This is a genomic window from Bacillus sp. 2B09 (assembly GCF_003946835.1).
Lineage (GTDB): Bacteria > Bacillota > Bacilli > Bacillales > Bacillaceae > Bacillus > Bacillus altitudinis.
This window is the reverse complement of sequence record NZ_RPSG01000010.1, coordinates 21,070-43,840: the sequence shown is the minus strand read 5'-3', so window position 1 is coordinate 43,840 and position 22,771 is coordinate 21,070. Positions and strand designations below refer to the sequence as shown.

22 protein-coding genes, 4 tRNA genes and 1 other annotated feature are annotated in these 22,771 nt (G+C 43.3%); of the genes, 22 read left to right on the top strand and 4 right to left on the bottom strand.

The window, feature by feature from the left end; all coding sequences use genetic code 11:
- Positions 1–163 precede the first annotated feature (163 nt).
- Together dnaB and EBQ12_RS16655 are read left to right on the top strand one after the other, a co-directional pair.
- Complete coding sequence (dnaB, locus tag EBQ12_RS16660; protein WP_003214779.1) at positions 164–1,528, top strand: replicative DNA helicase; 1,365 nt, start codon at positions 164–166, stop codon at positions 1,526–1,528.
- A gap of 131 nt (positions 1,529–1,659) precedes the next feature.
- A complete protein-coding gene (locus tag EBQ12_RS16655) occupies positions 1,660–2,073 on the top strand; it encodes a VOC family protein (protein ID WP_125590780.1) in 414 nt (137 codons plus the stop codon).
- A 233-nt stretch (positions 2,074–2,306) separates the two neighbouring features.
- Here the strand turns inward: EBQ12_RS16655 and EBQ12_RS16650 are convergent, their stop codons facing one another.
- The gene (locus tag EBQ12_RS16650; RefSeq protein ID WP_125590778.1) at positions 2,307–3,512 is read right to left on the bottom strand and encodes a cytochrome P450; all 1,206 of its coding nucleotides are present in this window, start codon (positions 3,510–3,512) and stop codon (positions 2,307–2,309) included.
- Between the two features lie 137 nt (positions 3,513–3,649).
- Between EBQ12_RS16650 and EBQ12_RS16645 the strand changes: the two genes are divergently transcribed.
- The 4 genes from EBQ12_RS16645 (at position 3,650) to EBQ12_RS16630 (ending at position 7,234) form a co-directional block, all read left to right on the top strand.
- Entirely contained in the window at positions 3,650–4,231 is a 582-nt protein-coding gene (locus EBQ12_RS16645) for a TetR/AcrR family transcriptional regulator (protein WP_241215654.1), read from the top strand.
- A gap of 216 nt (positions 4,232–4,447) precedes the next feature.
- The gene (locus tag EBQ12_RS16640; RefSeq protein WP_007497400.1) at positions 4,448–5,743 is read left to right on the top strand and encodes an adenylosuccinate synthase; all 1,296 of its coding nucleotides are present in this window, start codon (positions 4,448–4,450) and stop codon (positions 5,741–5,743) included.
- A gap of 132 nt (positions 5,744–5,875) precedes the next feature.
- A complete protein-coding gene (locus tag EBQ12_RS16635; protein WP_125590775.1) occupies positions 5,876–7,009 on the top strand; it encodes a DUF418 domain-containing protein in 1,134 nt (377 codons plus the stop codon).
- Between the two features lie 15 nt (positions 7,010–7,024).
- The gene (locus EBQ12_RS16630) at positions 7,025–7,234 is read left to right on the top strand and encodes a hypothetical protein (protein WP_125590773.1); all 210 of its coding nucleotides are present in this window, start codon (positions 7,025–7,027) and stop codon (positions 7,232–7,234) included.
- A 30-nt stretch (positions 7,235–7,264) separates the two neighbouring features.
- On the opposite strand, the gene EBQ12_RS16625 is transcribed toward EBQ12_RS16630, so the two are convergent.
- Positions 7,265–7,789, bottom strand: coding sequence for a peroxiredoxin family protein (locus EBQ12_RS16625; protein WP_079919806.1), 525 nt, complete (start codon positions 7,787–7,789; stop codon positions 7,265–7,267).
- Positions 7,790–8,123: 334 nt separating this feature from the next.
- On the opposite strand from EBQ12_RS16625, the gene EBQ12_RS16620 reads away from it, so the two are divergent.
- From EBQ12_RS16620 to EBQ12_RS16570, 11 genes are all read left to right on the top strand, one after another.
- Positions 8,124–8,199, top strand: a tRNA-Lys gene (locus EBQ12_RS16620).
- A gap of 6 nt (positions 8,200–8,205) precedes the next feature.
- Positions 8,206–8,277 (top strand) — tRNA-Glu (locus EBQ12_RS16615).
- 81 nt (positions 8,278–8,358) lie between these two features.
- A tRNA-Asp gene (locus EBQ12_RS16610) sits at positions 8,359–8,435 on the top strand.
- Positions 8,436–8,461: 26 nt separating this feature from the next.
- Positions 8,462–8,534, top strand: a tRNA-Phe gene (locus tag EBQ12_RS16605).
- A gap of 347 nt (positions 8,535–8,881) precedes the next feature.
- The gene (yycF, locus tag EBQ12_RS16600) at positions 8,882–9,589 is read left to right on the top strand and encodes a response regulator YycF (RefSeq protein WP_017359978.1); all 708 of its coding nucleotides are present in this window, start codon (positions 8,882–8,884) and stop codon (positions 9,587–9,589) included.
- A gap of 7 nt (positions 9,590–9,596) precedes the next feature.
- Complete coding sequence (gene walK, locus EBQ12_RS16595) at positions 9,597–11,435, top strand: cell wall metabolism sensor histidine kinase WalK (protein WP_007497390.1); 1,839 nt, start codon at positions 9,597–9,599, stop codon at positions 11,433–11,435.
- On the top strand, positions 11,425–12,804 hold the full coding sequence (yycH, locus tag EBQ12_RS16590; RefSeq protein ID WP_017368443.1) for a two-component system activity regulator YycH: 1,380 nt from the start codon (positions 11,425–11,427) through the stop codon (positions 12,802–12,804). Before walK ends, yycH begins: the two co-directional genes overlap by 11 nt.
- The gene (locus tag EBQ12_RS16585; RefSeq protein ID WP_024718467.1) at positions 12,791–13,654 is read left to right on the top strand and encodes a two-component system regulatory protein YycI; all 864 of its coding nucleotides are present in this window, start codon (positions 12,791–12,793) and stop codon (positions 13,652–13,654) included. The genes yycH and EBQ12_RS16585 overlap by 14 nt, the downstream gene beginning before the upstream one ends.
- A gap of 6 nt (positions 13,655–13,660) precedes the next feature.
- A complete protein-coding gene (locus tag EBQ12_RS16580; RefSeq protein ID WP_007497388.1) occupies positions 13,661–14,455 on the top strand; it encodes an MBL fold metallo-hydrolase in 795 nt (264 codons plus the stop codon).
- Between the two features lie 81 nt (positions 14,456–14,536).
- Positions 14,537–15,724, top strand: a complete 1,188-nt coding sequence (locus tag EBQ12_RS16575) for a S1C family serine protease (RefSeq protein WP_035704177.1) — start codon at positions 14,537–14,539, stop codon at positions 15,722–15,724.
- A 68-nt stretch (positions 15,725–15,792) separates the two neighbouring features.
- On the top strand, positions 15,793–16,257 hold the full coding sequence (locus EBQ12_RS16570) for a GNAT family N-acetyltransferase (protein ID WP_125590771.1): 465 nt from the start codon (positions 15,793–15,795) through the stop codon (positions 16,255–16,257).
- A 39-nt stretch (positions 16,258–16,296) separates the two neighbouring features.
- Here the strand turns inward: EBQ12_RS16570 and EBQ12_RS16565 are convergent, their stop codons facing one another.
- Together EBQ12_RS16565 and EBQ12_RS16560 are read right to left on the bottom strand one after the other, a co-directional pair.
- Positions 16,297–17,178, bottom strand: coding sequence for an ABC transporter ATP-binding protein (locus tag EBQ12_RS16565; protein ID WP_060832801.1), 882 nt, complete (start codon positions 17,176–17,178; stop codon positions 16,297–16,299).
- On the bottom strand, positions 17,179–17,868 hold the full coding sequence (locus EBQ12_RS16560; RefSeq protein WP_008347476.1) for an ABC transporter permease: 690 nt from the start codon (positions 17,866–17,868) through the stop codon (positions 17,179–17,181).
- A 192-nt stretch (positions 17,869–18,060) separates the two neighbouring features.
- Positions 18,061–18,331: a binding site (T-box leader), on the top strand.
- Between the two features lie 111 nt (positions 18,332–18,442).
- Between EBQ12_RS16560 and EBQ12_RS16555 the strand changes: the two genes are divergently transcribed.
- From EBQ12_RS16555 to EBQ12_RS16535, 5 genes are all read left to right on the top strand, one after another.
- On the top strand, positions 18,443–19,303 hold the full coding sequence (locus EBQ12_RS16555; RefSeq protein ID WP_007497378.1) for an SAM hydrolase/SAM-dependent halogenase family protein: 861 nt from the start codon (positions 18,443–18,445) through the stop codon (positions 19,301–19,303).
- A 14-nt stretch (positions 19,304–19,317) separates the two neighbouring features.
- On the top strand, positions 19,318–19,875 hold the full coding sequence (locus EBQ12_RS16550) for an ECF-type riboflavin transporter substrate-binding protein (protein WP_024718471.1): 558 nt from the start codon (positions 19,318–19,320) through the stop codon (positions 19,873–19,875).
- A gap of 19 nt (positions 19,876–19,894) precedes the next feature.
- Entirely contained in the window at positions 19,895–21,610 is a 1,716-nt protein-coding gene (locus EBQ12_RS16545; protein ID WP_125590770.1) for an ABC transporter ATP-binding protein, read from the top strand.
- Entirely contained in the window at positions 21,601–22,428 is an 828-nt protein-coding gene (locus EBQ12_RS16540) for an energy-coupling factor transporter transmembrane component T family protein (RefSeq protein WP_125590768.1), read from the top strand. The genes EBQ12_RS16545 and EBQ12_RS16540 overlap by 10 nt, the downstream gene beginning before the upstream one ends.
- Before the next feature lie 164 nt (positions 22,429–22,592).
- Entirely contained in the window at positions 22,593–22,763 is a 171-nt protein-coding gene (locus EBQ12_RS16535; protein ID WP_008360116.1) for a CxxH/CxxC protein, read from the top strand.
- Positions 22,764–22,771: the final 8 nt, after the last annotated feature.

The following is a 22,771-nucleotide window of genomic DNA, read 5'->3' as shown; positions in this document are numbered from 1 at the left end:
AATTTATGTTACAGAGTCTTTTCTATTTGAAGTGTGTTGTTTCGCTGTTCAACAAAACATCGACATGGTAATTTTGACTATAGTTGATGTTTTTCACTTTTTTATTGATGAAAATGTTAAAATGATGAGTAGCGTATTTTTTTATGAAAGGACGGTGCTTGGCATGACGGAACTTCTCGATGACCGGCTGCCGCCGCAAAATATAGAAGCCGAGCAGGCCGTATTAGGTGCTGTTTTTTTAGAACCATCTGCGCTAACGCTCGCTTCTGAAGTATTAATTCCAGAGGATTTCTATAGAATGTCGCATCAAAAGATTTACAATGCGATGCTTGTACTTGGTGATAGAGGGGAACCGGTTGACCTTGTCACGGTGACATCAGAACTTGCCAATACAGACTTACTAGAAGAGGTAGGCGGGATTTCGTATTTAACCGATATTGCGAACTCTGTCCCAACTGCCGCAAACATTGAATATTATGCAAAAATTGTAGAAGAAAAATCCATTTTAAGACGTCTGATCCGTACAGCGACAACCATTGCACAGGATGGATATACGCGTGAGGATGAAGTAGAAGATCTATTGAGTGATGCTGAAAAAACCATTATGGAAGTGGCTCAGCGTAAAAACTCAGGAGCTTTCCAAAACATTAAAGACGTTCTTGTTCAGACATATGATAATATTGAACAGCTTCATAATCGAAAAGGTGATATCACTGGGATTCCAACGGGTTTCTCAGAGCTTGACCGGATGACAGCTGGCTTCCAGCGAAATGACTTGATTATTGTAGCGGCTCGTCCGTCCGTAGGGAAAACAGCCTTCGCGTTAAATATTGCACAAAACGTTGCGACCAAGACAGATGAAAGTGTCGCCATCTTTAGTTTAGAGATGGGCGCTGAGCAGCTGGTCATGCGTATGCTTTGTGCCGAGGGAAATATCAATGCACAAAACCTAAGAACCGGTAATCTCACAGAAGAGGACTGGGGTAAGCTGACAATGGCGATGGGTTCGCTATCAAACAGTGGGATTTTCATTGATGATACACCTGGCATTAGAGTCAGTGAAATTCGCTCGAAATGCCGCCGTTTGAAGCAAGAAAACGGGCTTGGCATGATCCTGATTGACTACTTACAGCTCATCCAAGGGAGTGGACGATCAAGCGATAACCGTCAGCAAGAGGTATCTGAAATTTCTAGGGCTTTAAAGTCACTAGCAAGAGAACTTGAAGTGCCGGTCATTGCCTTATCACAGCTTTCTCGTGGGGTAGAGCAGCGTCAGGACAAACGTCCGATGATGTCTGATATTCGTGAATCAGGAAGTATTGAGCAGGATGCCGATATTGTGGCGTTCCTTTATCGTGATGATTACTATGACAAAGAATCAGAGAATAAGAACATTATTGAAATTATTATTGCGAAACAGCGTAACGGTCCAGTTGGAACGGTATCACTGGCTTTCGTGAAAGAATATAACAAATTCGTCAACTTAGAAAGAAGATTTGACGATGCGGGTGTTCCGCCCGGTGCTTAAAGCCCAGCTCAAGAAGCTGGGCTTTTTTTGATCCATCTACATCGAAAGAATGACTGAAAAACATTCGAAATGAGGAGGAGTGGGAGAAAAAGAGAGCGTATACTAAAGGGAGAGAAAAGGAGTGATGACTGATGAAGTTTCAACAATTCGAAGCCGCTCAATTACGCATCGCACGTCCGACCGTCAACATGAAAGAGGTTGTTTCTTTTTATGAAGAAGGTTTAGGGCTGAAACGAATTGGCTCATTTGATCAGCATGAAGGGTATGATGGGGTCATGCTTGGGCTTCCTCACCAGCATGTTCATCTGGAAATCACCAAACATGAAGAAGACGAAAGCTTGCCTGTTCCCCACCCAGAGCAGCTGCTTGTATTCTATATTCCGAATGAAGAAGAATTTCAGCAGATGAAAAAGAGACTGATCGCATTTGGCGGACGGCAAGTCACCTCTACAAACCCGTACTGGGATCGAGGAGGCGTGACGATTGAAGATCCAGATGGATATCGAGTGGTGCTCATGAATACAGAAGGAATTACACCTGATTAAGAAAGACTCCCATCTCGTGGGAGTCCCAGCGTGTAGACAAACCCTCGCATTCGGTGTCAGTCCTGCGTGCTGGTGCTCACGAATGATAAATTCGCTCCGCGCCAGTACTCGTCCTTCCTAGGGCTGCAAAGGTTTTCTATCACGCTGAAAAAGAAGACAAAGGGCTAAAATCAAGTTCATTTTAGCCCTTTGTCAACAATCTGAGACTCCCATCTTGTGAGAGTCTCAGATTGTTAGCAACGAGGCGTGACACGGAGCTTCAGTGCTTTTAGTCCATACATACCGCTGCTTGTCATTGGGACGTAAGAGAGAAGCTCTAGTGATTCATATCGTGACTGTATGGCTTTGATGGCAGTGCAGGCTTCCAGGCGAGCAAGTGGTGCGCCTAGGCAGAAATGAATGCCGTGGCCGAAGCCAATATGAGGATTAGGATGCCGGTGTATATCGTACTCATGTGCGTTTGGAAATTGATGCTCATCCCGGTTCGCAGACGCAAGAAAGACAATCACACTGTCTCCCTTTTTCAAGACTTTCCCTCCAAGTTCGGTGTCTTCTGTGACATACCGGACGATGGTAGGCGCAGGGGCACGAAAACGGACAGCCTCCTCCACAGCACGAGGAATGAGGTCAGGTGATTGAGCGAGCGCTTCATACGACCCCGGATTTTCTAACAAACTAAAGATCATATTGGAGATCAGGTTGGTGGTCGTTTCGTTGCCTGCTAACAGGAGCAGATTGCAGAAAGGAATTAATTCGTCTGCGGACAGCTTGTCTCCATTTTCCTCCGCTTGAATTAAAAGCGAAATCAAATCATCACTAAGGTTCTGCCGCTTCTCTTCAATGATGTCAGCAAAAAACGCCATCATGTCCGCTTCGCCTTGATCCCGTGTTTTCTGCCATTCAACGACATCTCTTTCTTCTTCACTTTTAGGCATGCTGACGAGAATATCGGACCATTCTTTAAAGGATTGTTTATGTTCTGTTGGCACACCTAAAAGCTCTGCAATGACAATCACAGGAAGCGGATAGGAGATGTCTTGAACAAGATCAATCTCTTCCTTACCTTCTATTTGTGCAATGAGATCATCCATTAACTCTTGAATGCGTGGTTCCCACAATTTCATCACCCGGGGTGTAAAGGCTTTGCTTACAATGGAGCGGATTCGTGTATGTTTTGGCGGGTCCATCATGACCATTGTTTTCATCAGTGAATGTTTCCGGTGGTCTTGAGGAGGTTGACTAGAAAAGGTATCTTTATCGATGGTGACGCGCTTTGCTTCTTCATAGGTGAAGACACTCCATGTTTGGCTGTGTTCATCAAAATGAATAGGAGATTCTTGACGCATTTTGGCGTACCAATCAAATGGGTGATACGGGTCCTGCTTATTTTTCCCTCTTAATAACGCTTTTTGAACGGCACTAGGTGTTGTTGTTTCCATGATCATCACTCCTTATGGGTTGTCAGATGATTCCTTTTTTTCACTGTGTTAGATTTAAAGGTAATTCATCAGGAGAAAGGATTCAACCAACAGAAAAGCGAAATCTGTTGAAGAAAATGGGAAGGGGAGAGCGGCTTGTGGCGGACTGCTACAGAGGGGATAAGCGCGCAACTGAATCAAAGCAACAATTAAGAAAAGCATTATTTCAGTTATTAAAGGAGAAGGAATGGGGGAAGGTTTCTGTACAAGATTTGACGAACAAGGCAGGGATCCATCGCACCACCTTCTATCAGCATTATGAGGATAAGTTTGACTTAGCTCAGCAGGTCATGGATGAGATGTTTGATGTCATGAAAACCGCTATTTTTGCTCCTGTACATGAAAATGAGTGGAAGAGCGATCATGCAGCATATGTGTATATTTACCGCTTTTATCAGCATTTGCAGGAACATGAAGAGGAGTATCAGATTCTCTTGAAAAGGGGAAGAGAGCTTAATATTCATCAGATGGCCAGTGCTTTTTTTGAAGAAAGCTTTACTTTGGGGCTAGAAGAAGTCACAGGTTCACCACCTGATCCACAACACGTTCCTCTCGAGATGCAGAAGCAATTTGTCATTTCTGCTTATGTTGGAACAGCTGAGTGGTGGCTGAGAAAAGGCAGACCATATTCACCCGACTTTATGGCAAGTTCGATGATTCAATTGATTGAAAATCACTGAACAAACGGAAATGAGAAAAACAGTAATTTTGATCGAAATCTTCTTGTTTAAGCGTAGAATGAGCAATTAAAGCGCTTTTCCTCACATGTAAAACGAACAAAATTTGATTTCGAGATATTAATGTTCGGATTTCACGTTGACTTTTTCATTGTCCATTGATAAAATAAATGTGTTTGAAAGAGATAACGTTTTGAAAGGTTAACGGAGGTGCACGATATGTCTTCAGTAGTCGTAGTAGGTACGCAGTGGGGTGACGAAGGGAAAGGGAAAATTACCGATTTCCTTTCAGAAAATGCAGAGGTGATTGCCCGTTATCAAGGGGGAAACAATGCAGGTCACACAATCAAATTTGATGGAGTGACTTACAAGCTACACCTCATTCCGTCCGGTATTTTTTACAAAGAGAAAACTTGTGTCATCGGTAATGGAATGGTGGTTGATCCTAAAGCGTTGGTCACTGAGCTTGCGTATCTTCACGAACGGAATGTGAGTACAGATAACCTCAGAATCAGCAATAGAGCCCATGTCATTCTGCCTTATCACTTAAAATTGGACGAGGTAGAAGAAGAGCGGAAAGGGGCTAACAAGATCGGTACGACGAAAAAAGGAATCGGACCAGCTTATATGGACAAAGCTGCCCGCGTCGGAATCCGTATCGCAGATTTATTAGATCGTGAAGTATTTGAAGAGAAGCTTGCCCGTAATCTAGAAGAGAAAAATCGTCTTTTAGAGAAAATGTACGACACAGAAGGCTTCAAAATTGAAGATATTTTAGATGAGTATTATGAATATGGTCAGCAAGTGAAAAAATATGTCGTGGACACATCTGTTGTATTGAACGATGCTCTAGATGAAGGCCGCCGTGTTCTTTTTGAAGGGGCACAAGGCGTTATGCTTGATATCGATCAAGGGACATATCCGTTCGTGACGTCATCTAACCCAGTGGCTGGAGGCGTGACGATTGGTTCTGGTGTAGGTCCTACGAAAATTCAACATGTGGTCGGCGTATCAAAAGCTTACACAACTCGTGTAGGTGATGGCCCATTCCCGACAGAACTCCATGATGAAATTGGCGATCAAATCCGTGAAGTTGGCCGTGAATACGGTACGACAACTGGCCGCCCGCGCCGTGTTGGCTGGTTTGACAGTGTTGTTGTCCGTCATGCGCGCCGTGTGAGCGGAATTACAGATTTATCTCTTAACTCCATCGATGTACTGACAGGGATTGAGAAATTGAAAATCTGTGTTGCTTATAAATTGAACGGAGAAATCACTGAAGAATTCCCAGCAAGTCTAAATGAATTAGCGAAATGTGAACCTGTCTACGAAGAAATGCCAGGATGGACAGAGGATATTACAGGTGTGAAGAATTTAAGTGAACTGCCTGCAAATGCCCGTCATTACTTAGAGCGCATTTCACAATTAACAGGTATTCCACTTTCTATTTTCTCAGTCGGACCAGACCGTTCCCAAACGAACGTTGTCCGCAGCGTGTACCGTCCATCATTATAGACTGATCAGACACCAGTAAAATCACACATTTTACTGTTGTCTTTTTTGTTTAAATATTCCTTAATTTCTACGGAACTGACTTCCCGATATTACCAAAATATGATAACTGTATAAAAGGGAAGGAGCATTCTAGTGAAAGAAAGAATACGATTATTAGATATTTTACGAGGTTTTGCGATATTAGGTACATTGGGTACAAACGTCTGGTTTTTTGCATACGCAGGGGATACTTTTGCGACAGATCAGATTGCGGATGAATATGAAAATGGCAGTTTTCTTGAAAGTCTTGTCTCTATGTTCGTTTATGGCAAAATGCTATCGCTGCTCACAATCATGTTTGGCGTAGGGCTAGAGCTGAAATACCAGCAGGCGAAAAGAAAAAATATGACTTGGCCGGGTACATATTTATGGATTCTTTTATTCTTATTGATTGAAGGCTTTGTCCATTTTGCGCTAGTGATGGAATATGATGTGCTCATGAGTTACGCCGTCACGGGTTTGCTTGTGGCGTTTATTGTCCGTGGAGGAAGTCGGCGTATCAAAAAAGGCATGATTGTCTCGGGTGGCCTTCATTTGTTGGTGATGGTTTTTCTCGTTGTATTTTCTTTCTCTGAATTGGAAACTGAATCCTATGACGAGAGCAGTGAACCAGCGTACGAAGAACAACTGCCGGAGACATGGATATCTCAAGTTCAAGACCGATTACAGCACTTTTTGATGTACCGAGAAGAAGCGATCTTTATTATCCCAATGAATACCTTTTTGTTTTTATTAGGTGTGCGGATGATGAGAGCCGGTGTATTTTATGCAAATGAGCGTGGGCAATCTCTGCGGAAAACATTGTTCCGAATGGGTTTGTGGATTGGACTGCCGCTGAATGCGCTCGTCTTCGTACCAAATGACATAGTAGAATTTGTGGTGCGCTATGTGTTTTCGCCATTCCTCTCTATTTTCTATATTGCTGTCGTGGCGAAGCTTCTAGCACGCACGGAGTCATGGTTCATGTGGACTTGGTTTGAATATGTAGGGAAAATGGCGCTTAGCTGCTATATCCTGCAAAATGTCATCTGCTCGCTTCTTTTTTACAGCTGGGGATTGGGTCTTGGCGGTCAAATCAACGCCCCCCTTATCGTCTTGTCATGGTTGTTGATCTCCCTGCTGCAAATCGCCATTTCAGCCCTTTGCTTACACGTCTGGCGAATTGGGCCAATGGAGTATATCCGATCACGGGCACTTCGCCGTGTGACAATGAAGAAAGCATCTTAAAGGGGAATAGATACAATGTTTTTCAAAAAAACGACGAAAAGAGAACAAGCCAATGCACAAAAAGCAGCAGGATCGGCGTTTGTTTTTTATCTTCTAGCATTAGGAGGACATGCGTCTTACGCTTTTTTTCAAGGTGAGAGTACACCTGTGACTTTTGTGATTTTAATGACAGGTCTTCTTGCGTTTTTCACCGCAGATTGGCTATACAACAAAAAACATTCATAAAAAAGAAGCCCTCTGATGAGAGCTTCTTTTTTATTTTAGGCTTTTATATTGGCCTTTTAAATTTTTACGAATGTATTGAATGATTTTGCGCAGTTCGTTGGCGTGCGGTCTGCCAAATGGACTTGTTTGTCTTTGCTGATAGAGGACTTGGCCTTTTTCATTTAATAAGAAATAGGCAGGTTCTCCGTGCACCCCGTGGTCTTCGTATGGGGCATCTTCCCCGTGATAGAAGACTTCATAGGCTTTCAATGATGTGAGGTTTTGGTCAGACATGATGGGGAAAGAAAGTCCCTCTTTGTCTGCAAATTCTTTCAAGTCTTCAGCGTTATCCGTTGAAATCGTCATTAAGTGAATATCCTTGTCTTGAAAATAGGATTGCTGTTTTTCCAGCTCTTTTAATTCCTCGACACATACTGGGCACCATGATCCTCTAAAGAAAACGATGAGGTGCCAGCTTTGATGCTCCTCTAAATGTTTGTAAAACTCAATGTGATCGCCCTGCACTGTTGGCAGTGAAAAATCGGGCATTTTATCTCCTAATTTAAATGAACTCATCCTATGCTTCCTCCTTTTTCAATCACCATGCTGTTTGTTTCTTGTATAACCAATATTGGTCGGAATCAAACGTTTCTGTGTGCTGGATTGGGCAGTAGCCAATGATTGAATGAAGGCGCTTGCAGAATTAGGCGGTTTAACAGAAGATATCAAATCCGACACTTTTTTTAAAAAAATGTCGAAAAACGTATTGCCATATGTAATTACTCTATGATATTATAAATCTCGTTGTTGCAAAGGTCTCTGAAACTTGTTAGGATGCGATGTTCCAGCTTTTTTAAAGCGATTGGTTTGACGCAGTACAACTTCTTCAGAATTACTTTTCACAAACCGAGAGCCATTAGCTCAGTTGGTAGAGCATCTGACTTTTAATCAGAGGGTCGAAGGTTCGAGTCCTTCATGGCTCACCATGTTTTGGCCCGTTGGTCAAGCGGTTAAGACACCGCCCTTTCACGGCGGTAACACGGGTTCGAATCCCGTACGGGTCATTGATTTACTTTAGCGTTAAGCTAATTTTTCCTCACTTGCTTGAAGGAGCACCACGATTGCTTTTTCGGGCAAGTTACTGAGGTCCGGTAGTTCAGTTGGTTAGAATGCCTGCCTGTCACGCAGGAGGTCGCGGGTTCGAGTCCCGTCCGGACCGCCATTTATACATATTCATCTTTTGATGATGGCTCGGTAGCTCAGTTGGTAGAGCAACGGACTGAAAATCCGTGTGTCGGCGGTTCGATTCCGTCCCGAGCCACTTCCAAACGCATCTGCAATCGCAGGTGCGTTTTTATTATGAAAAGAAGGCATAAAAAGGGAGAAGCCGGACCTAGGTAGGGCCCGGCTCCATAAGAAGAAGACGTTACATGTATATAGACGTTTGGTGACTGGAAAAGTTTCAATAAAAAAGGAAAAAGTCATCAAATCTTTTGGGTGAAGTTCTTCTATCCAACGTTTACTAGCAAAGAAAGCCGTTATTATTTTTATCTTTGCCTCTTAAAACGTTATAATAGACAGTGAGCCTTTTTTTCGTAAATGAAGAAGGCATAATGAGACATGCAAAATGGAATGACATAGATGCTAAAAATGCAGGAGGAAATCACAATGGAAAAAAAGATTCTTGTCGTAGATGATGAAAAGCCGATTGCGGATATATTGGAATTTAACTTAAGAAAAGAGGGCTACGAGGTTCATTGTGCGTATGACGGAAATGAAGCCCTTGAAATGGTAGAAGAAATTAAGCCAGACATCATTTTGCTCGACATTATGCTGCCGAACAAAGATGGCGTTGAAGTATGCCGTGAAGTGAGAAAGAAATATGATATGCCGATTATCATGCTGACAGCAAAAGACTCTGAAATCGATAAAGTCATTGGTCTTGAGCTTGGCGCGGACGATTATGTCACAAAGCCATTCAGTACACGCGAGCTGCTTGCACGTGTAAAAGCAAATTTAAGAAGACAGACGGCTGCTCCGCAATCAGAGGAAGAATCTGAATCAAATGATATCGAGATTGGTTCACTTGTGATCTACCCAGATGCGTATGTCGTGTCTAAGCGTGACGAAACGATTGAATTAACGCATCGTGAGTTCGAATTGCTTCATTACTTAGCGAAACATATTGGACAAGTCATGACACGTGAGCACTTACTGCAAACGGTTTGGGGCTACGATTACTTTGGAGATGTCCGTACAGTAGACGTGACAGTCCGCCGTCTTCGTGAAAAAATTGAAGACAACCCTAGCCACCCGAGCTGGATCGTGACAAGACGAGGCGTCGGCTACTATTTAAGAAACCCAGAGCAGGACTAAGATTCTTATGAGTAAAGTAGGTTTTTTTCGCTCGATTCACTTTAAATTGACCTTGATTTATGTGCTGCTGATCATTGTCGCCATGCAGATCATTGGCGTGTACTTTGTGAAGCAGCTAGAGCAGTCCTTAATTAATTCATATGATAATTCCTTGAATCAGCGAATCTACTCGTTATCGTATTACCTAGAACAAGATTCATCGAAAAGCAAGGCAGAATTAAAAGAGGATGCTCAAAAGATATTAAACGATTTTAACAACAAAGATGAGTCTAATGAAATTTCTGAAGTCAGCTATATTGACGAAAGCAGAGAGGTCATTGCCTCTGTGAATAACGGCAGTCAAGAGATTGCCGGGAAGAAAATCACAGATCAAATCATTAGCCGTATTTTCGCGGTTGGCAAAGACTACGAGAAAAAATTCTATGACCCAGAATCGAATAAACGAGTCCGCATATCAGCAACAGCCGTGAAAAATGAGAACCAAGAAACCGTTGGTGTCATTTATGTGGTCTCATCCATGGAAAGTGTTTTTAACCAAATGCGAACGATCAACACCATTTTGGCGACGGGTACACTCATCGCACTTGGGACGACCGCTCTACTTGGTATATTCATATTCAGAACCATTACACACCCAATTTCGGATATGAGAAAGCAAGCGATCGAGCTCGCCAAAGGGAACTTTTCCAGAAAGGTCCGAAAGTATGGACATGATGAGATTGGTCAGCTAGCAACGACATTTAACCATCTGACGAGAGAGCTGGAGGAAGCGCAGCTGATGACAGAGGGTGAGAGGAAAAAGCTTTCTTCTGTTATCGCCTATATGACCGATGGCGTCATTGCCACGAATCAAAACGGGGCCATTATTCTATTAAACAGCCCGGCACTAGAGCTTTTGAATGTTTCACGTGAAACAGCTCTAGAGATGCCGATCACATCCTTGCTTGGCTTAGAAGAAACTCATACATTTGAAGATCTAGTCGAAAATCAAGACTCCATGCTGCTAGAAATTGAACGTGAAGATCAACTGTCTGTTTTGCGTGTCAATTTCTCAGTGATTCAGAAAGAGCATGGGAAGATTGATGGCTTGATCGCGGTCATTTATGACGTAACCGAGCAGGAAAAAATTGATGCGGAACGTCGTGAATTCGTGGCGAACGTATCGCATGAGCTGCGCACACCGCTTACGACGATGCGAAGCTATCTTGAGGCACTCGCTGAAGGTGCGATTGGTGATAAAGAGCTTGCGCCAAGGTTCCTCAGTGTTACGCAAAATGAAACAGAGCGCATGATTAGACTTGTGAATGACCTGCTCCAGCTGTCTAAGTTCGACAGCAAGGATTATCAATTCAATCGTGAGTGGACGAATTTTATCAGGTTTATCTCGCTCGTCATTGATCGTTTTGAAATGACGAAGGAGCAGCATGTCGATTTCATCCGCAACTTGCCGCAGCGTGAAATATATGTGGAAATTGATCAAGATAAAATCACTCAGGTGCTCGATAATATCATTTCCAATGCTATGAAATACTCGCCAGAGGGTGGACACATTACGTTCACTGTCGATTTGGATGAGGAGCAAGGTCTTGTGTTATTCAGTGTCAAAGATGAAGGAATCGGTATTCCGAAGAAGGATATGGATAAAATCTTTGAACGTTTTTATCGAGTGGATAAGGCAAGAACAAGAAAGCTTGGCGGAACCGGCCTAGGCCTTGCGATTGCAAAAGAAATGGTTCAGGCTCATGGCGGAGATATTTGGGCTGACAGCATTGAAGGAAAAGGAACAACGGTAACCTTTACCCTTCCGTACAATGAAGAACAAGAGGATGATTGGGATGAAGCGTGAGACCTTTAAAACCATTATATTGACAATCCTAATTGCGATCAGTCTTGTGTTTACGTGGAATATTTGGATGTTCCAGCCCGTCATGCAGGATCAGGCGGATGCCGGCACACAGGTCGTGGAAACGAAGAAGATTTCAAGCGACGAGCCTCGGAGTCTCATTGATGTCGTGAAACCGCGTGAGATGTTCATCCATTCCAATGGAGAGCATTTCAAAGTGGATCAAAAGGAACTCTTCCAAAACTTTTGGAATGATGTGAGCCTGTGGGATGTCAAAGAGATTGCCGATGTGTCGGACCAATATTCCGAGCAGAAATTTAAGAATTTCTTCTATGGACGCGAGGGGCAAGGCAAAACATTGGATCTTGTGTTCAATGATCCGATTCCGATTGATATTTTCCAAGCGCTGTTTAAATGGCCGAATAAATCCATTGAATACAACTCATTTGACCGGATGATTGTGCCGTTCGCTCAGCCGGATAAGGCCAATAAGAAAGTCTATTTGGTTTCATACAGCAAGGAAACGGTGCTTGAGCTGACGATTGAATCAGCCAACTATCGTAATCTGATGGATAGTATTGCAGCCGCTCAAAACGAGATGCCGCGCTATGATCTATATACTTTCTCTACGAATTCAAAACGAGATTTCCTTCTGCCGCAGAAGCAAAAGCAGCTTGAAGCGAAAATGTTCTTTATCGAAACGATTAAGACAAGCAAATTCAAGGACGCTTTGTTTACAGACCCAAGTCTAGTTGGGGAGGAATCTAATTTAAACCGGACGGTGTATACGGATGGAACGAGTCGTCTTGAAGCAAATCAAAAAGACCACCGCATCCAATATCAGCATCGTAATATCAATTCTAGTACCGTATTCCAAACGGGAGATTTGATCAAGCGAAGCGTGAAGTATTTCAATGATACCGGAAGTTTTACCGATAATTATCAATACTTCGGCATTAACAGCAACCAGCAGCTGTCCTTTAATATGTTTATGGATGGACTGCCGATCGTCAACAGCACAAAACATCCATTTGGTATGACATCACTTGAAGTACAATGGGCGAATGATGACATCTTGAGTTATAAGCGTCCAAACTACATTCTCGGCAACAAAGCGAGTCAGAGTGAACAGGTCAAACTGATGAATGGGACAGAGCTGAAAAACTTGATCATCAAGCAGACGAAGTATGATGATTTAGAGAAAATTGAACAGATTTTCCCTGCCTATCAAGCGACATCCACGGCATCAGATCAGGATCAAGCGATGTTTGTCTGGCTAGAGCCGGTATGGTGTATGAAATATAACGGAAAAACCGTCATTTTAACGAATGATTTGCTGACAGAGGGGAGCGAGAATCATGGAGTGGAATAAGACCAAAACGATCTTTATCCTAGCCTTTCTCGTTCTCGATATCTTTCTAGGTTTTCAATACTTTGAAAAGCGATCGACCGATCATTTTGCGATTATCGAAAAAACAGATACGCTGGAAGAAATGAAGGCAGACGGAATCAAATATGGCAATCTATCAGATGAAGCGAAGATTGGATACCGCATTACAGCTGAGAAAAAGCAATATACGAAAAAGGATGTCGATGGATTAGCTGATCAAAAGACGAAAAGCACATTCCCGAAAACCGAGAAAGATGATCCTGTCACCCTGCTTGAAATGACCTTCAATAAACCAGTTGCATTGCCGAAAAAAGATATGAAAACAGCAGCGACCAATCTTGTGAGCCAGCGTTTACTGGATGGCAAGAATTATAAGCTCTGGAGCATCGATGAAGAAACAGGTGAAATCGTCTTTTTCCAAACGTATAAAGGAAAATACATCTTCCAAGAAGGTCTTGATGACACCGAAACCATCGGGAAGATCACATTGGATGTGAACGATCAAAACGAGGTCGTCTCGTATCGGCAGTCGATGGTGACATCGATTAATGAAGTGAGAAAAGAAACCCTTGTCCCGGCGCTTGAAACGGTGAAGGACTTATATACACAAAATATGCTGAGCCAAAACACGACAGTGAAAAAAGTGGAGCTTGGCTACTACACGCAATACCCAGGTGCAAGCACTCAAGTCATGGTTCCTGTATGGCGAGTAGAGATTGAAGGCGTGGCAACTGGTTCAAAGAAAAAGACAGAGGAAGAATATTTGATCAATGCCATTGATGGCTCAACACTTGATCATATAGAGAAAGAAGACAAATCTTCATTGGAGTGAGAGAACATGAGCTTGCAGTTCAGTGTACTAGCGAGCGGAAGTACGGGGAACGCTTTTTATTTAGAAACAGACGAGCATGCTTTTTTAGTAGATGCGGGCTTAAGCGGCAAACAAATGGTAGAGCTGCTTGGTCAAATCGACCGAAAGCCAGAAGACTTGGACGGAATTTTTGTCACACACGAGCACTCAGATCATATTAAAGGACTTGGTGTGATGGCAAGAAAGTACAAGCTTCCTGTTTATGCAAATGCGAAAACATGGAAGGCGATGGAGTCACATATTGGGAAAGTGGATACGGAGCAGAAATTCCACTTTGATATGGAGACGGTTCAATCATTCGGCGGTCTCGATGTTGAATCATTTGGCGTATCACATGATGCGGCAGAGCCCATGTTTTATGTATTCCATTATGGCGGGCGTAAACTTGCCCTCATGACGGATACAGGCTATGTGAGTGACCGGATGAAAGGGATTATTAAATCAGCCAATACGTTCGTATTTGAGAGCAACCATGATGTCGGCATGCTGCAAATGGGGCGCTACCCATGGAGTATCAAACGCAGAATTTTGAGCGATGTCGGACACGTATCCAATGAAGATGCAGCTCTTGCTATGACAGACGTGATTGGAGACGCCACCTCACGCATTTATTTGGCCCACTTGAGTCAAGACAACAACATGAAGGACTTAGCCCGTATGGCGGTCCAGCAGACGCTTGAAATGAAGGGCTTTGTTGTAGGGGATGGCTTTGATTTATATGATACGGACCCGAAAAAAGCAACCCCACTTTGCGCCGTATGATTTTTACAATCGTATGATTAAGATAAGAGCTTCTTACCAACACTATATACATCATCTATTCACTGAAAGGAAGGAAACATAGTGGATTATCGCGATGTAGAGTGGAAGCCGAGACGAAGCAGAAAAGGATATTTCCTATCTGGTCTGATCGGTGTATTGGTAGGAGCTTTTTTAATGGGATTCTTTTTCCCCTATGTGTCTGGACAGAGCGGCAGCCCCTTTGGCTGGCAGTCAGCTGGAGATCAGCAGGCATCAGATGGCCCTTTAAAGACCGTCAATGTGAACGTGAATGATGCGGTCACAAAAGTGGTATCGAGTATGTCGGATACAGTTGTCGGCGTCATTAACATTCAAAAGTCGAGCTTTTGGGAAGAAGGCGGTGAAGCAGGCAGCGGGTCAGGTGTGATTTATAAAAAAAAGGGTGACACCTTTTATATCGTGACCAACCATCATGTCATCAAAGGCGCAAACCAGCTTGAAGTGAGCCTTCAGGACGGGACAAGGATCGGGGCAAATCTTGTCGGAAGTGATCAGCTGATGGATTTAGCGGTACTGACGGTCAAAAGTGATAAGATCAAGAAAACCGCCGCCTTCGGCAATTCAGACCATGTCAAACCAGGTGAGCCTGTCATCGCCATTGGAAATCCATTAGGCCTTGAATTTGCTGGCTCCGTCACACAAGGTGTGATTTCTGGAACGGAGCGTGCGATCCCTGTTGATTCTAATGGGGACGGACAGACGGATTGGAATGCGGAAGTTTTGCAAACGGATGCCGCCATTAATCCTGGGAACAGCGGCGGAGCCTTGATCAATATGGACGGCAAAGTGATCGGCATCAATTCAATGAAGATTGCTGAGTCAGAGGTGGAAGGGATTGGGCTGTCTATTCCTGCGAATCTGGTGATCCCTGTCATAGAGGATTTAGAGCGCTATGGAGAGGTGAAGCGTCCGTACCTTGGTGTTGGGATGAAATCACTAGCAGATATTGCGAGCTATCATTGGCAGGAAACGTTAAAACTGCCATCAAAGGTCACAACCGGAGTCGTCGTGATGAGTGTCGAGCCTTTGTCTCCAGCAGGGAAAGCAGGGTTAAAAGAGCTGGATGTCGTGACGTCGTTTGACGGCAAGGAAGTACAAAACATCGTCGATCTGCGTAAATATCTTTATCAAAAGAAAGTAGGCGACAAGGTAAAGGTGCAATTTTACCGAAGCGGAAAGAAAAAATCAGTCGAGATCAAACTCTCCCAAACCGATCAGTTCGGTGGCTAGCCAGTTCCTATAAGGGACTGGCTTTTTTTACATGCCCGGCATATGATAAAGAAAAGGGGGAGATACGATTGGTCACATTACTACCAATGTCGCAAACAGATTATGACGTCTTGATAGAGAAGGCTATTAAGCGGTACGCAGAAGAAAAGGTACTCGCAGGGACGTGGGGTCAGGAAGAAGCGCAAAAGAACGCAGAGGAACAATTTGACCGGTTGCTTCCTGAAGGCCTTCAGACAGAGGATCATGAGTTGTGGAACATCTTACATGGAGACGAATCCATTGGGTGGGTATGGCTTTGCTATGATCCAGATCATCCCCAACATGAAGGCTTTATTTATAATTTTATTTTGTTTGAAGCGTATCGAGGAAAAGGCTTGGCAAAACAGGCCATGACTGCATTAGAAGAGCAGGCAAAGTCATTAGGTGTGAAAAAACTATCGCTGCATGTCTTTGCCCATAATCAAATCGCCCGCTCACTTTATGAGAAAACGGGGTTTGCTGAGACTGGGATTTACATGAGCAAGCCTTTATAAAAAAAGAGAAGTACCGTGCGGCGAGCGTACGGTACTTTTTTATGTGGACATCATGGCATCTTGCGTCGTGACTCGGTATAGGTCGACTTTGCATTTCACAAACGCACGGATGATGGCTGGGACTTGAGCTTCTGAACGAATCAACAATGAGGTCTCGTCATCTCTGATCACAAGGTCTGTTCCCACACTTTGTAAGTACTGCGTGAGAACAGGCTTCACCTCATCATCAATCCATGCATGCTTGAAGGTGGCACGAATGGTTGAGGACGTGATGGTTTTCTCTTGAGGATGAGTACTTGAGGACACGATTTTTCCTTCAGATATGAAAGCTGTTTTGGTACAAATAGGCTGGGTGAACCTTGGCTCGTCTGCTGTTAAAAAGACAGTTTTTCCTTCAAATTTTAACGATTCAATCACCCGCTGGATATGTAAGATAGAATCTGCATCAATATCCGCAAAAGGCTCATCAAGTAAAATAAAGTCAGGCTGATGAGCGATGGCTTGAGCCATTCCGAGCCGCTTTTTCATCCCAGGTGTAAAGGCACCGACTTTCTCTTGATGATAACGATGTAAGCCAACAAATTCGAGTAATTCTTCATAATAGCTCGTTTTTTGGCGAGTACCCGTAATTTTAGATAAATAGGCAATATGCTCAATAGCAGTCAGCCCTTCATATAAATCTGTATATTCAGGCAGAACACCGATATGATGACGTACTTTTTTTAACGACGTCATGTTCATCATGATAAACGTGCCAGAGGTGGGACGGGAGATCCCTGTAATGATATTAAAAAAGGTTGTCTTACCAGCACCCTTCGGTCCAATGAGGCCGAAGATATCCCCTTGATGGATATCAAGATCAATATGATCTATTGCGACTTTTGTCCGATATTTTTTTGTCAGCCCTTTTGTGTGAAGCACTTAGACATCCCTCCTCTGAAACAGTAGTGCCGTTCCAACGAGTAAGACAACAGTCAATGCGGCATTCATCAGCACATAGGTCAGCGGTTCACTCCAGCGCGCATAATAATAAGGCGTCACGTATTGGAACCAGTGAATCAACCGTTCTGAAGAAAGAACAGACATCATGCTCATGATTGGAAATAGAAAGGAAAACAACATGCCAACAAACATCGATTTCTGTGGTGTTGGAAAGAGCATGGACAAAAACAAAGCACAGGAGATGCCGACACTGATAAACGTTAATATTTTTAAGGCATCAGAGAACAGAAAACGATGTGAAATCACCATATTTAAAATATATGTGGTCATAATGCAACTGAGCCAAAACAGCATCAGCCCAAGATATTTCCCGATGACAATGTTTAAACGGGTCGTTTTGCTGACGAGAAAACGAATGGTTTTCAAATGAATTTCGCGGCTCAAAATATCATGAGATAATAAAAAAATAAGGAAGAAACCAAATAACGAAATCACTAGTTCATTCCCAATGGAATAAGGGTCCTTTGCCTGTTCCCACTTCCCTTGATAAGCAGCTATAAATGGAAGACTTGAAACAAAAGTAGATAAAATGAAAATAATAACAATAGTTAAGATGGATTTTGTGCTTTTGAAGAGCTGCTTAAATTCATTCATACAGATGGTCCACACACACTGTACCTCCCTTCATCTTTATTATACCCCTAGAAAAGAAAGACACCATATCTCGCTCTTTAACATTTGCTTAAATTTTATAAAAAAGAAGACTCTTCCAGAACAGTTAACTCATTTTTAAAAATGTTCAGAAAAATATCTTGATTTATCAAAAAACATCATGTATGATAGCTTTAATTCAAGATAGTTAAACAGGCAATGACGAGAGAAAGTACAATCATCAATTTTTCCACAGAGAGCTTCGGCAGCTGAAAAGAAGCAAAAATAATGATTCGAAAAATGGTCTCTGAGCCTCGTGCTGAACATATCCATGATATTAGTAGGTAACGACGAGAGTTGGTACTCGTTATCAAAACCACAGTATATGAGCCAAATTGGAGCTTTGTACTTGTAGAGGCTGTTTAGCGCGAGCAAACAGTAAATAAAGGTGGTACCACGAGACAAATACCTCGTCCTTATGATTCATAGATAAGGATGGGGTATTTTTTATTGTCCACTTTTTTTCATACAAATGTTCAAATGTTCCACGTGAAACACCACAACCATTTTTTCAAATGAAAGGGAGATTAACATGAGTGAACATGCATTGGTTTTACAATCAGATTTCGGTATTGATGATGGAGCGGTCAGCGCAATGTACGGCGTAGCCAATACAGTGAGCAGCGGCATCCGCATTTTTGATTTAACTCACAACATTCCCCAATACGACATTTGGGAAGCGTCTTATCGCTTGCTTCAGACGGTCACATATTGGCCGGAAGAAACGGTGTTTGTCTCCGTTGTTGATCCAGGCGTTGGATCAGAGCGAAAGAGCCTCGTCGTCAAAACAACAAGCTCACACTACATCATCACACCTGATAATGGGACACTTACACATGTCGCACAGGATATTGGCATCGTGGAGGCTCGGTATTTAGATGAAACCATCAACCGTCTGCCGAAGTCAGGAAAATCACATACATTCCATGGTAGAGACATTTACGCCTATACAGGCGCGAGAATTGCTTCAGGTGTGATTTCTTTTGAAGAGGTCGGGCCAAAGGCGAATATAGAGGACATTATTCACCTTCCAGTCGTACAAGCTTATGCGGAAGAAGAAGTAATCACAGGGACGATTGATATTTTAGATGTGCGGTTCGGAAACCTATGGACAAACATTCATCATACGTTATTTGAACAGCTTTCAATCAATTATGGGGATGCAATAGAAGTTACCATTGCCAACGGGCCAAAAAATGTGTATAAAAATATCATGACCTATGGACGATCTTTTGCCGATTTAAAGGTAGGCGAACCACTCGTATATGTCAATTCACTCGATCATTTAGGCGTGGCGATCAATCAAGGGTCATTTGCAAAGGCTTATAACATCGGTACAGGCACAGGCTGGCGCCTTTCGATTCGCAAAGCTCCGCGCATTATATATGAATAAGAGGAGGAAACATCATGGCAGGTAAACAACTTTCAACGAAAACTGTCGTTGCCATCGGGATTGGCGCAGCCGTCTTTGTCATTTTAGGACGCTTCGTCTCCATTCCAACTGGGATTCCGAATACACAAATTGAAACATCGTACGCGTTCCTTGCATTAATGGCCGTGCTATTTGGTCCTATTGCAGGCGCATTGATTGGATTTATTGGTCATCTCATTAAAGATGCCACCACATTTGGACCTTGGTGGAGCTGGATTATCGTTTCGGGTGTTGTTGGTTTATTGATCGGCCTCATTTCGAACCGTTTAAAAGTAGAAGAGGGCGACTTTGGCTGGAAAAAAATCACGCTCTTCAACGCCGTCCAAGCCGGCGCACAAGCATTAGGCTGGTTTGTCATTGCGCCGGTACTCGACATTGTGATCTATGCAGAACCTGCGAATAAAGTGTTTGTTCAAGGCATCGTGGCAGGAATCTCAAACATCATCACAGTCGGTGTACTAGGCACCATCATCATTGCGGCTTATGCGAAAACAAGAAGCAAAAGCGGCAGTCTATCGAAAGAAACATCATGAAGCAAGGTGGAACACATAAATGAAGAAACCGATGATTCAATTCGAACATTTCGGATTCAAGTATCGCAGTCAGGCAGAACCAACATTGAAAGATATCAACCTGACCATCTATGAAGGAGAAAAAGTCCTCATCGCAGGCCCGTCTGGATCGGGAAAAAGCACACTAGCCCATTGTATCAATGGGCTAGTTCCTGCGTCTTATAAAGGTTCTATGGAAGGAAGTCTTCACATCGGCGGGAAAAATGCAGAGAAAGAGAACATTTTCTCTCTTTCACAGCTCGTCGGAACGGTGCTGCAAGATCCTGATGGACAATTTATCGGGCTGACCGTTGGAGAAGATATCGCGTTCACACTAGAAAATGATCAAGTCACACGCGAAGAAATGAAAACACGTGTCGAGAAAGCGGCAAAATTAACAGAGGTAGACGGCAAACTGGCATCATCCGTGCATGAGCTGTCAGGCGGTCAAAAACAACGTGTCGCTATTGCAGGCGTACTTGTTAATGATGTCGACATTTTGCTGTTTGATGAACCACTGGCAAGCCTTGATCCCGCAACAGGTAAAGAAGTGATCGACCTCATTGACCGTCTGCAAAAAGAAACGAAAAAAACGGTCGTGATGGTGGAACATCGATTGGAAGACGTCCTCTTCCGCCATGTCGACCGCATCATCGTTGTCAATGACGGCACAATTGCAGCGGATATGACACCAGATGAATTGCTCGCCTCAAATGTATTAGAAGCGGCGTATTTACGTGAGCCTTTATATGTGAGAGCGATGAAATATGCAGGCATTCCGGTTGAAGCAGGAGATCAGATCGCTAATTTACAGCATCTCACCTTAAACGACGAGGCAAAAGAGAAAATCGAGCAATGGATGGAAGCATCTGAGCCATCAGTCGAGCAGAATGAAGCGCCGGATTTACTAGAAGTGCGTGAGCTGAGCTTTGATTATCCGACAAGACCCAACACACTGAATAACATCTCTTTTACCGTCAAAAAAGGAGAAATGATCAGCATTGCCGGTGCCAATGGCGCAGGCAAGACGACACTATCCAAGGTGCTCTGTGCATTTGAAAAGCCAACAAAAGGGACAATCCTTTTAAATGGCGATGACATCACAGGAGACACCATCAAGCAGCGCTCCGAACGAATCGGCGTCGTCATGCAAAACCCAAATCAAATGATTTCGAAACAAATGATTTTTGATGAAGTCGCCCTCGGTCTCGTTTTAAGAGGCGTAAAGGAAGACGACATCAAGGATCGTGTAGAGCGGGTTTTAAAAGTATGCGGGCTGTATCCATTTCGGAACTGGCCGGTCTCAGCACTTAGTTTTGGACAGAAAAAACGCGTCACCATTGCATCCATTCTTGTGTTAGAGCCAGAAATCATCATTTTAGATGAGCCAACGGCCGGTCAAGATTTTAGACATTACACAGAGATGATGACGTTTTTAGAGCAATTAAATCAGCAGGGCGTCACGATTTTGATGATCACCCATGATATGCATCTCATGCTCGAATACACGACAAGAACCATCGTCATTTCAGATGGAGAAAAAATCGCAGATGATACACCAGCCAAAGTGCTGACAGATCAGCTGCTAGTCCAAAAGGCGAGCTTAAAAGAAACGTCGCTCTATGAACTGGCCCTAAAAGCAGACTGGCCAAATCCAAATGAACTCGTGGATCGCTTCATTGAGGTTGACAGAAAGGAACGAATGACATGGCTGTAGACATGCTGTCTTATATCGATCGCCCGTCGCCAATTCACCGGCTGACAGGGGCAACCAAACTCATTTGCTTTATCTTCTGGTCATCCGCAGCGATGCTCACGTATGATACAGGCGTATTAGTGTTTATGCTAGTTGCCAGTATCGTGTTCTTTCAACTGTCGAATGTGCGATTTCGTGATATCTCTTTCGTAGTGATTGTCTTGGCGATTTTTCTTGTCATCAATAACATCGCCATTTACGTCTTTGCGCCTCAGCAAGGTGTCGCCATCTATGGAGCGAAGCACGAGCTGTTTCACATTGCAGGCTGGTACAATGTCACACTTGAACAGCTTTTCTATCAATTGAACATTACACTGAAATACGTGACCGTGATGCCAGCGGCGCTTTTGTTTATCGTGACAACAAATCCAAGTGAATTCGCCTCATCGCTCAGCCGAATTGGGGTCAGCTACCGGATTTCGTATGCGGTAGCGATTGCTCTGCGCTACATCCCAGATATTCAGCGTGATTTTCGAACGATTGCCATTTCTCAGCAAGCAAGAGGCATTGATTTATCGAAGAATGAAAAACTGGGAAAACGGATTAAAAATGCGCTGTCGATTGTAATGCCGCTGATTTTCTCCAGCCTAGAGCGGATTGAAACGATCAGCAATGCGATGGAATTGCGCGGGTTTGGAAAGCATAAAAAGCGCACATGGTTTACGGCGAAAGACTTTCAAAAAGCAGATTATGCGGCGTTAATCTTTGTTGGAGCGGTACTGATTGTGTCGCTAGTGATTACATTTGTTAGAGGAACGAGATTTTACAATCCGTTTTGATAGAAGGAAGCCTTCACAGGAGTGGAGGCTTTTTTATTTGGTTTGTGGATAAAAGGTGTGGAAAATGGTAAAAGACTATTAACATGTGAATAAATCGGTTATATTGAACAATGAGCGAAACACTTGTGAATAACCAAACAACATATTGGAGGAATTAGAAACTTATGAACAAATCACTTTATGCTTGTGCAGAACATATAGAAACCGTACTAGACATGTACATAGATGATCACGAAACACCGCCAGAATTCAGAAAAATCGAACATACACACAGCTTATCCACAACCTGTGAATTGTGCGATGAACCTGCAATATATATAGTGGGGAACGAATGATCGGACAC

Bases quoted from the DNA above. Each gene is read 5' to 3' on its own strand.
- dnaB (WP_003214779.1), top strand. From the start codon at position 164: ATGACGGAACTTCTCGATGACCGGCTGCCGCCGCAAAATATAGAAGCC.
- EBQ12_RS16655 (WP_125590780.1), top strand. From the start codon at position 1,660: ATGAAGTTTCAACAATTCGAAGCCGCTCAATTACGCATCGCACGTCCG.
- EBQ12_RS16650 (WP_125590778.1), bottom strand. From the start codon at position 3,512: ATGGAAACAACAACACCTAGTGCCGTTCAAAAAGCGTTATTAAGAGGG.
- EBQ12_RS16640 (WP_007497400.1), top strand. From the start codon at position 4,448: ATGTCTTCAGTAGTCGTAGTAGGTACGCAGTGGGGTGACGAAGGGAAA.
- EBQ12_RS16630 (WP_125590773.1), top strand. From the start codon at position 7,025: ATGTTTTTCAAAAAAACGACGAAAAGAGAACAAGCCAATGCACAAAAA.
- EBQ12_RS16625 (WP_079919806.1), bottom strand. From the start codon at position 7,789: ATGAGTTCATTTAAATTAGGAGATAAAATGCCCGATTTTTCACTGCCA.
- yycF (WP_017359978.1), top strand. From the start codon at position 8,882: ATGGAAAAAAAGATTCTTGTCGTAGATGATGAAAAGCCGATTGCGGAT.
- walK (WP_007497390.1), top strand. From the start codon at position 9,597: ATGAGTAAAGTAGGTTTTTTTCGCTCGATTCACTTTAAATTGACCTTG.
- yycH (WP_017368443.1), top strand. From the start codon at position 11,425: ATGAAGCGTGAGACCTTTAAAACCATTATATTGACAATCCTAATTGCG.
- EBQ12_RS16585 (WP_024718467.1), top strand. From the start codon at position 12,791: ATGGAGTGGAATAAGACCAAAACGATCTTTATCCTAGCCTTTCTCGTT.
- EBQ12_RS16580 (WP_007497388.1), top strand. From the start codon at position 13,661: ATGAGCTTGCAGTTCAGTGTACTAGCGAGCGGAAGTACGGGGAACGCT.
- EBQ12_RS16555 (WP_007497378.1), top strand. From the start codon at position 18,443: ATGAGTGAACATGCATTGGTTTTACAATCAGATTTCGGTATTGATGAT.
- EBQ12_RS16550 (WP_024718471.1), top strand. From the start codon at position 19,318: ATGGCAGGTAAACAACTTTCAACGAAAACTGTCGTTGCCATCGGGATT.
- EBQ12_RS16545 (WP_125590770.1), top strand. From the start codon at position 19,895: ATGAAGAAACCGATGATTCAATTCGAACATTTCGGATTCAAGTATCGC.
- EBQ12_RS16540 (WP_125590768.1), top strand. From the start codon at position 21,601: ATGGCTGTAGACATGCTGTCTTATATCGATCGCCCGTCGCCAATTCAC.
- EBQ12_RS16535 (WP_008360116.1), top strand. From the start codon at position 22,593: ATGAACAAATCACTTTATGCTTGTGCAGAACATATAGAAACCGTACTA.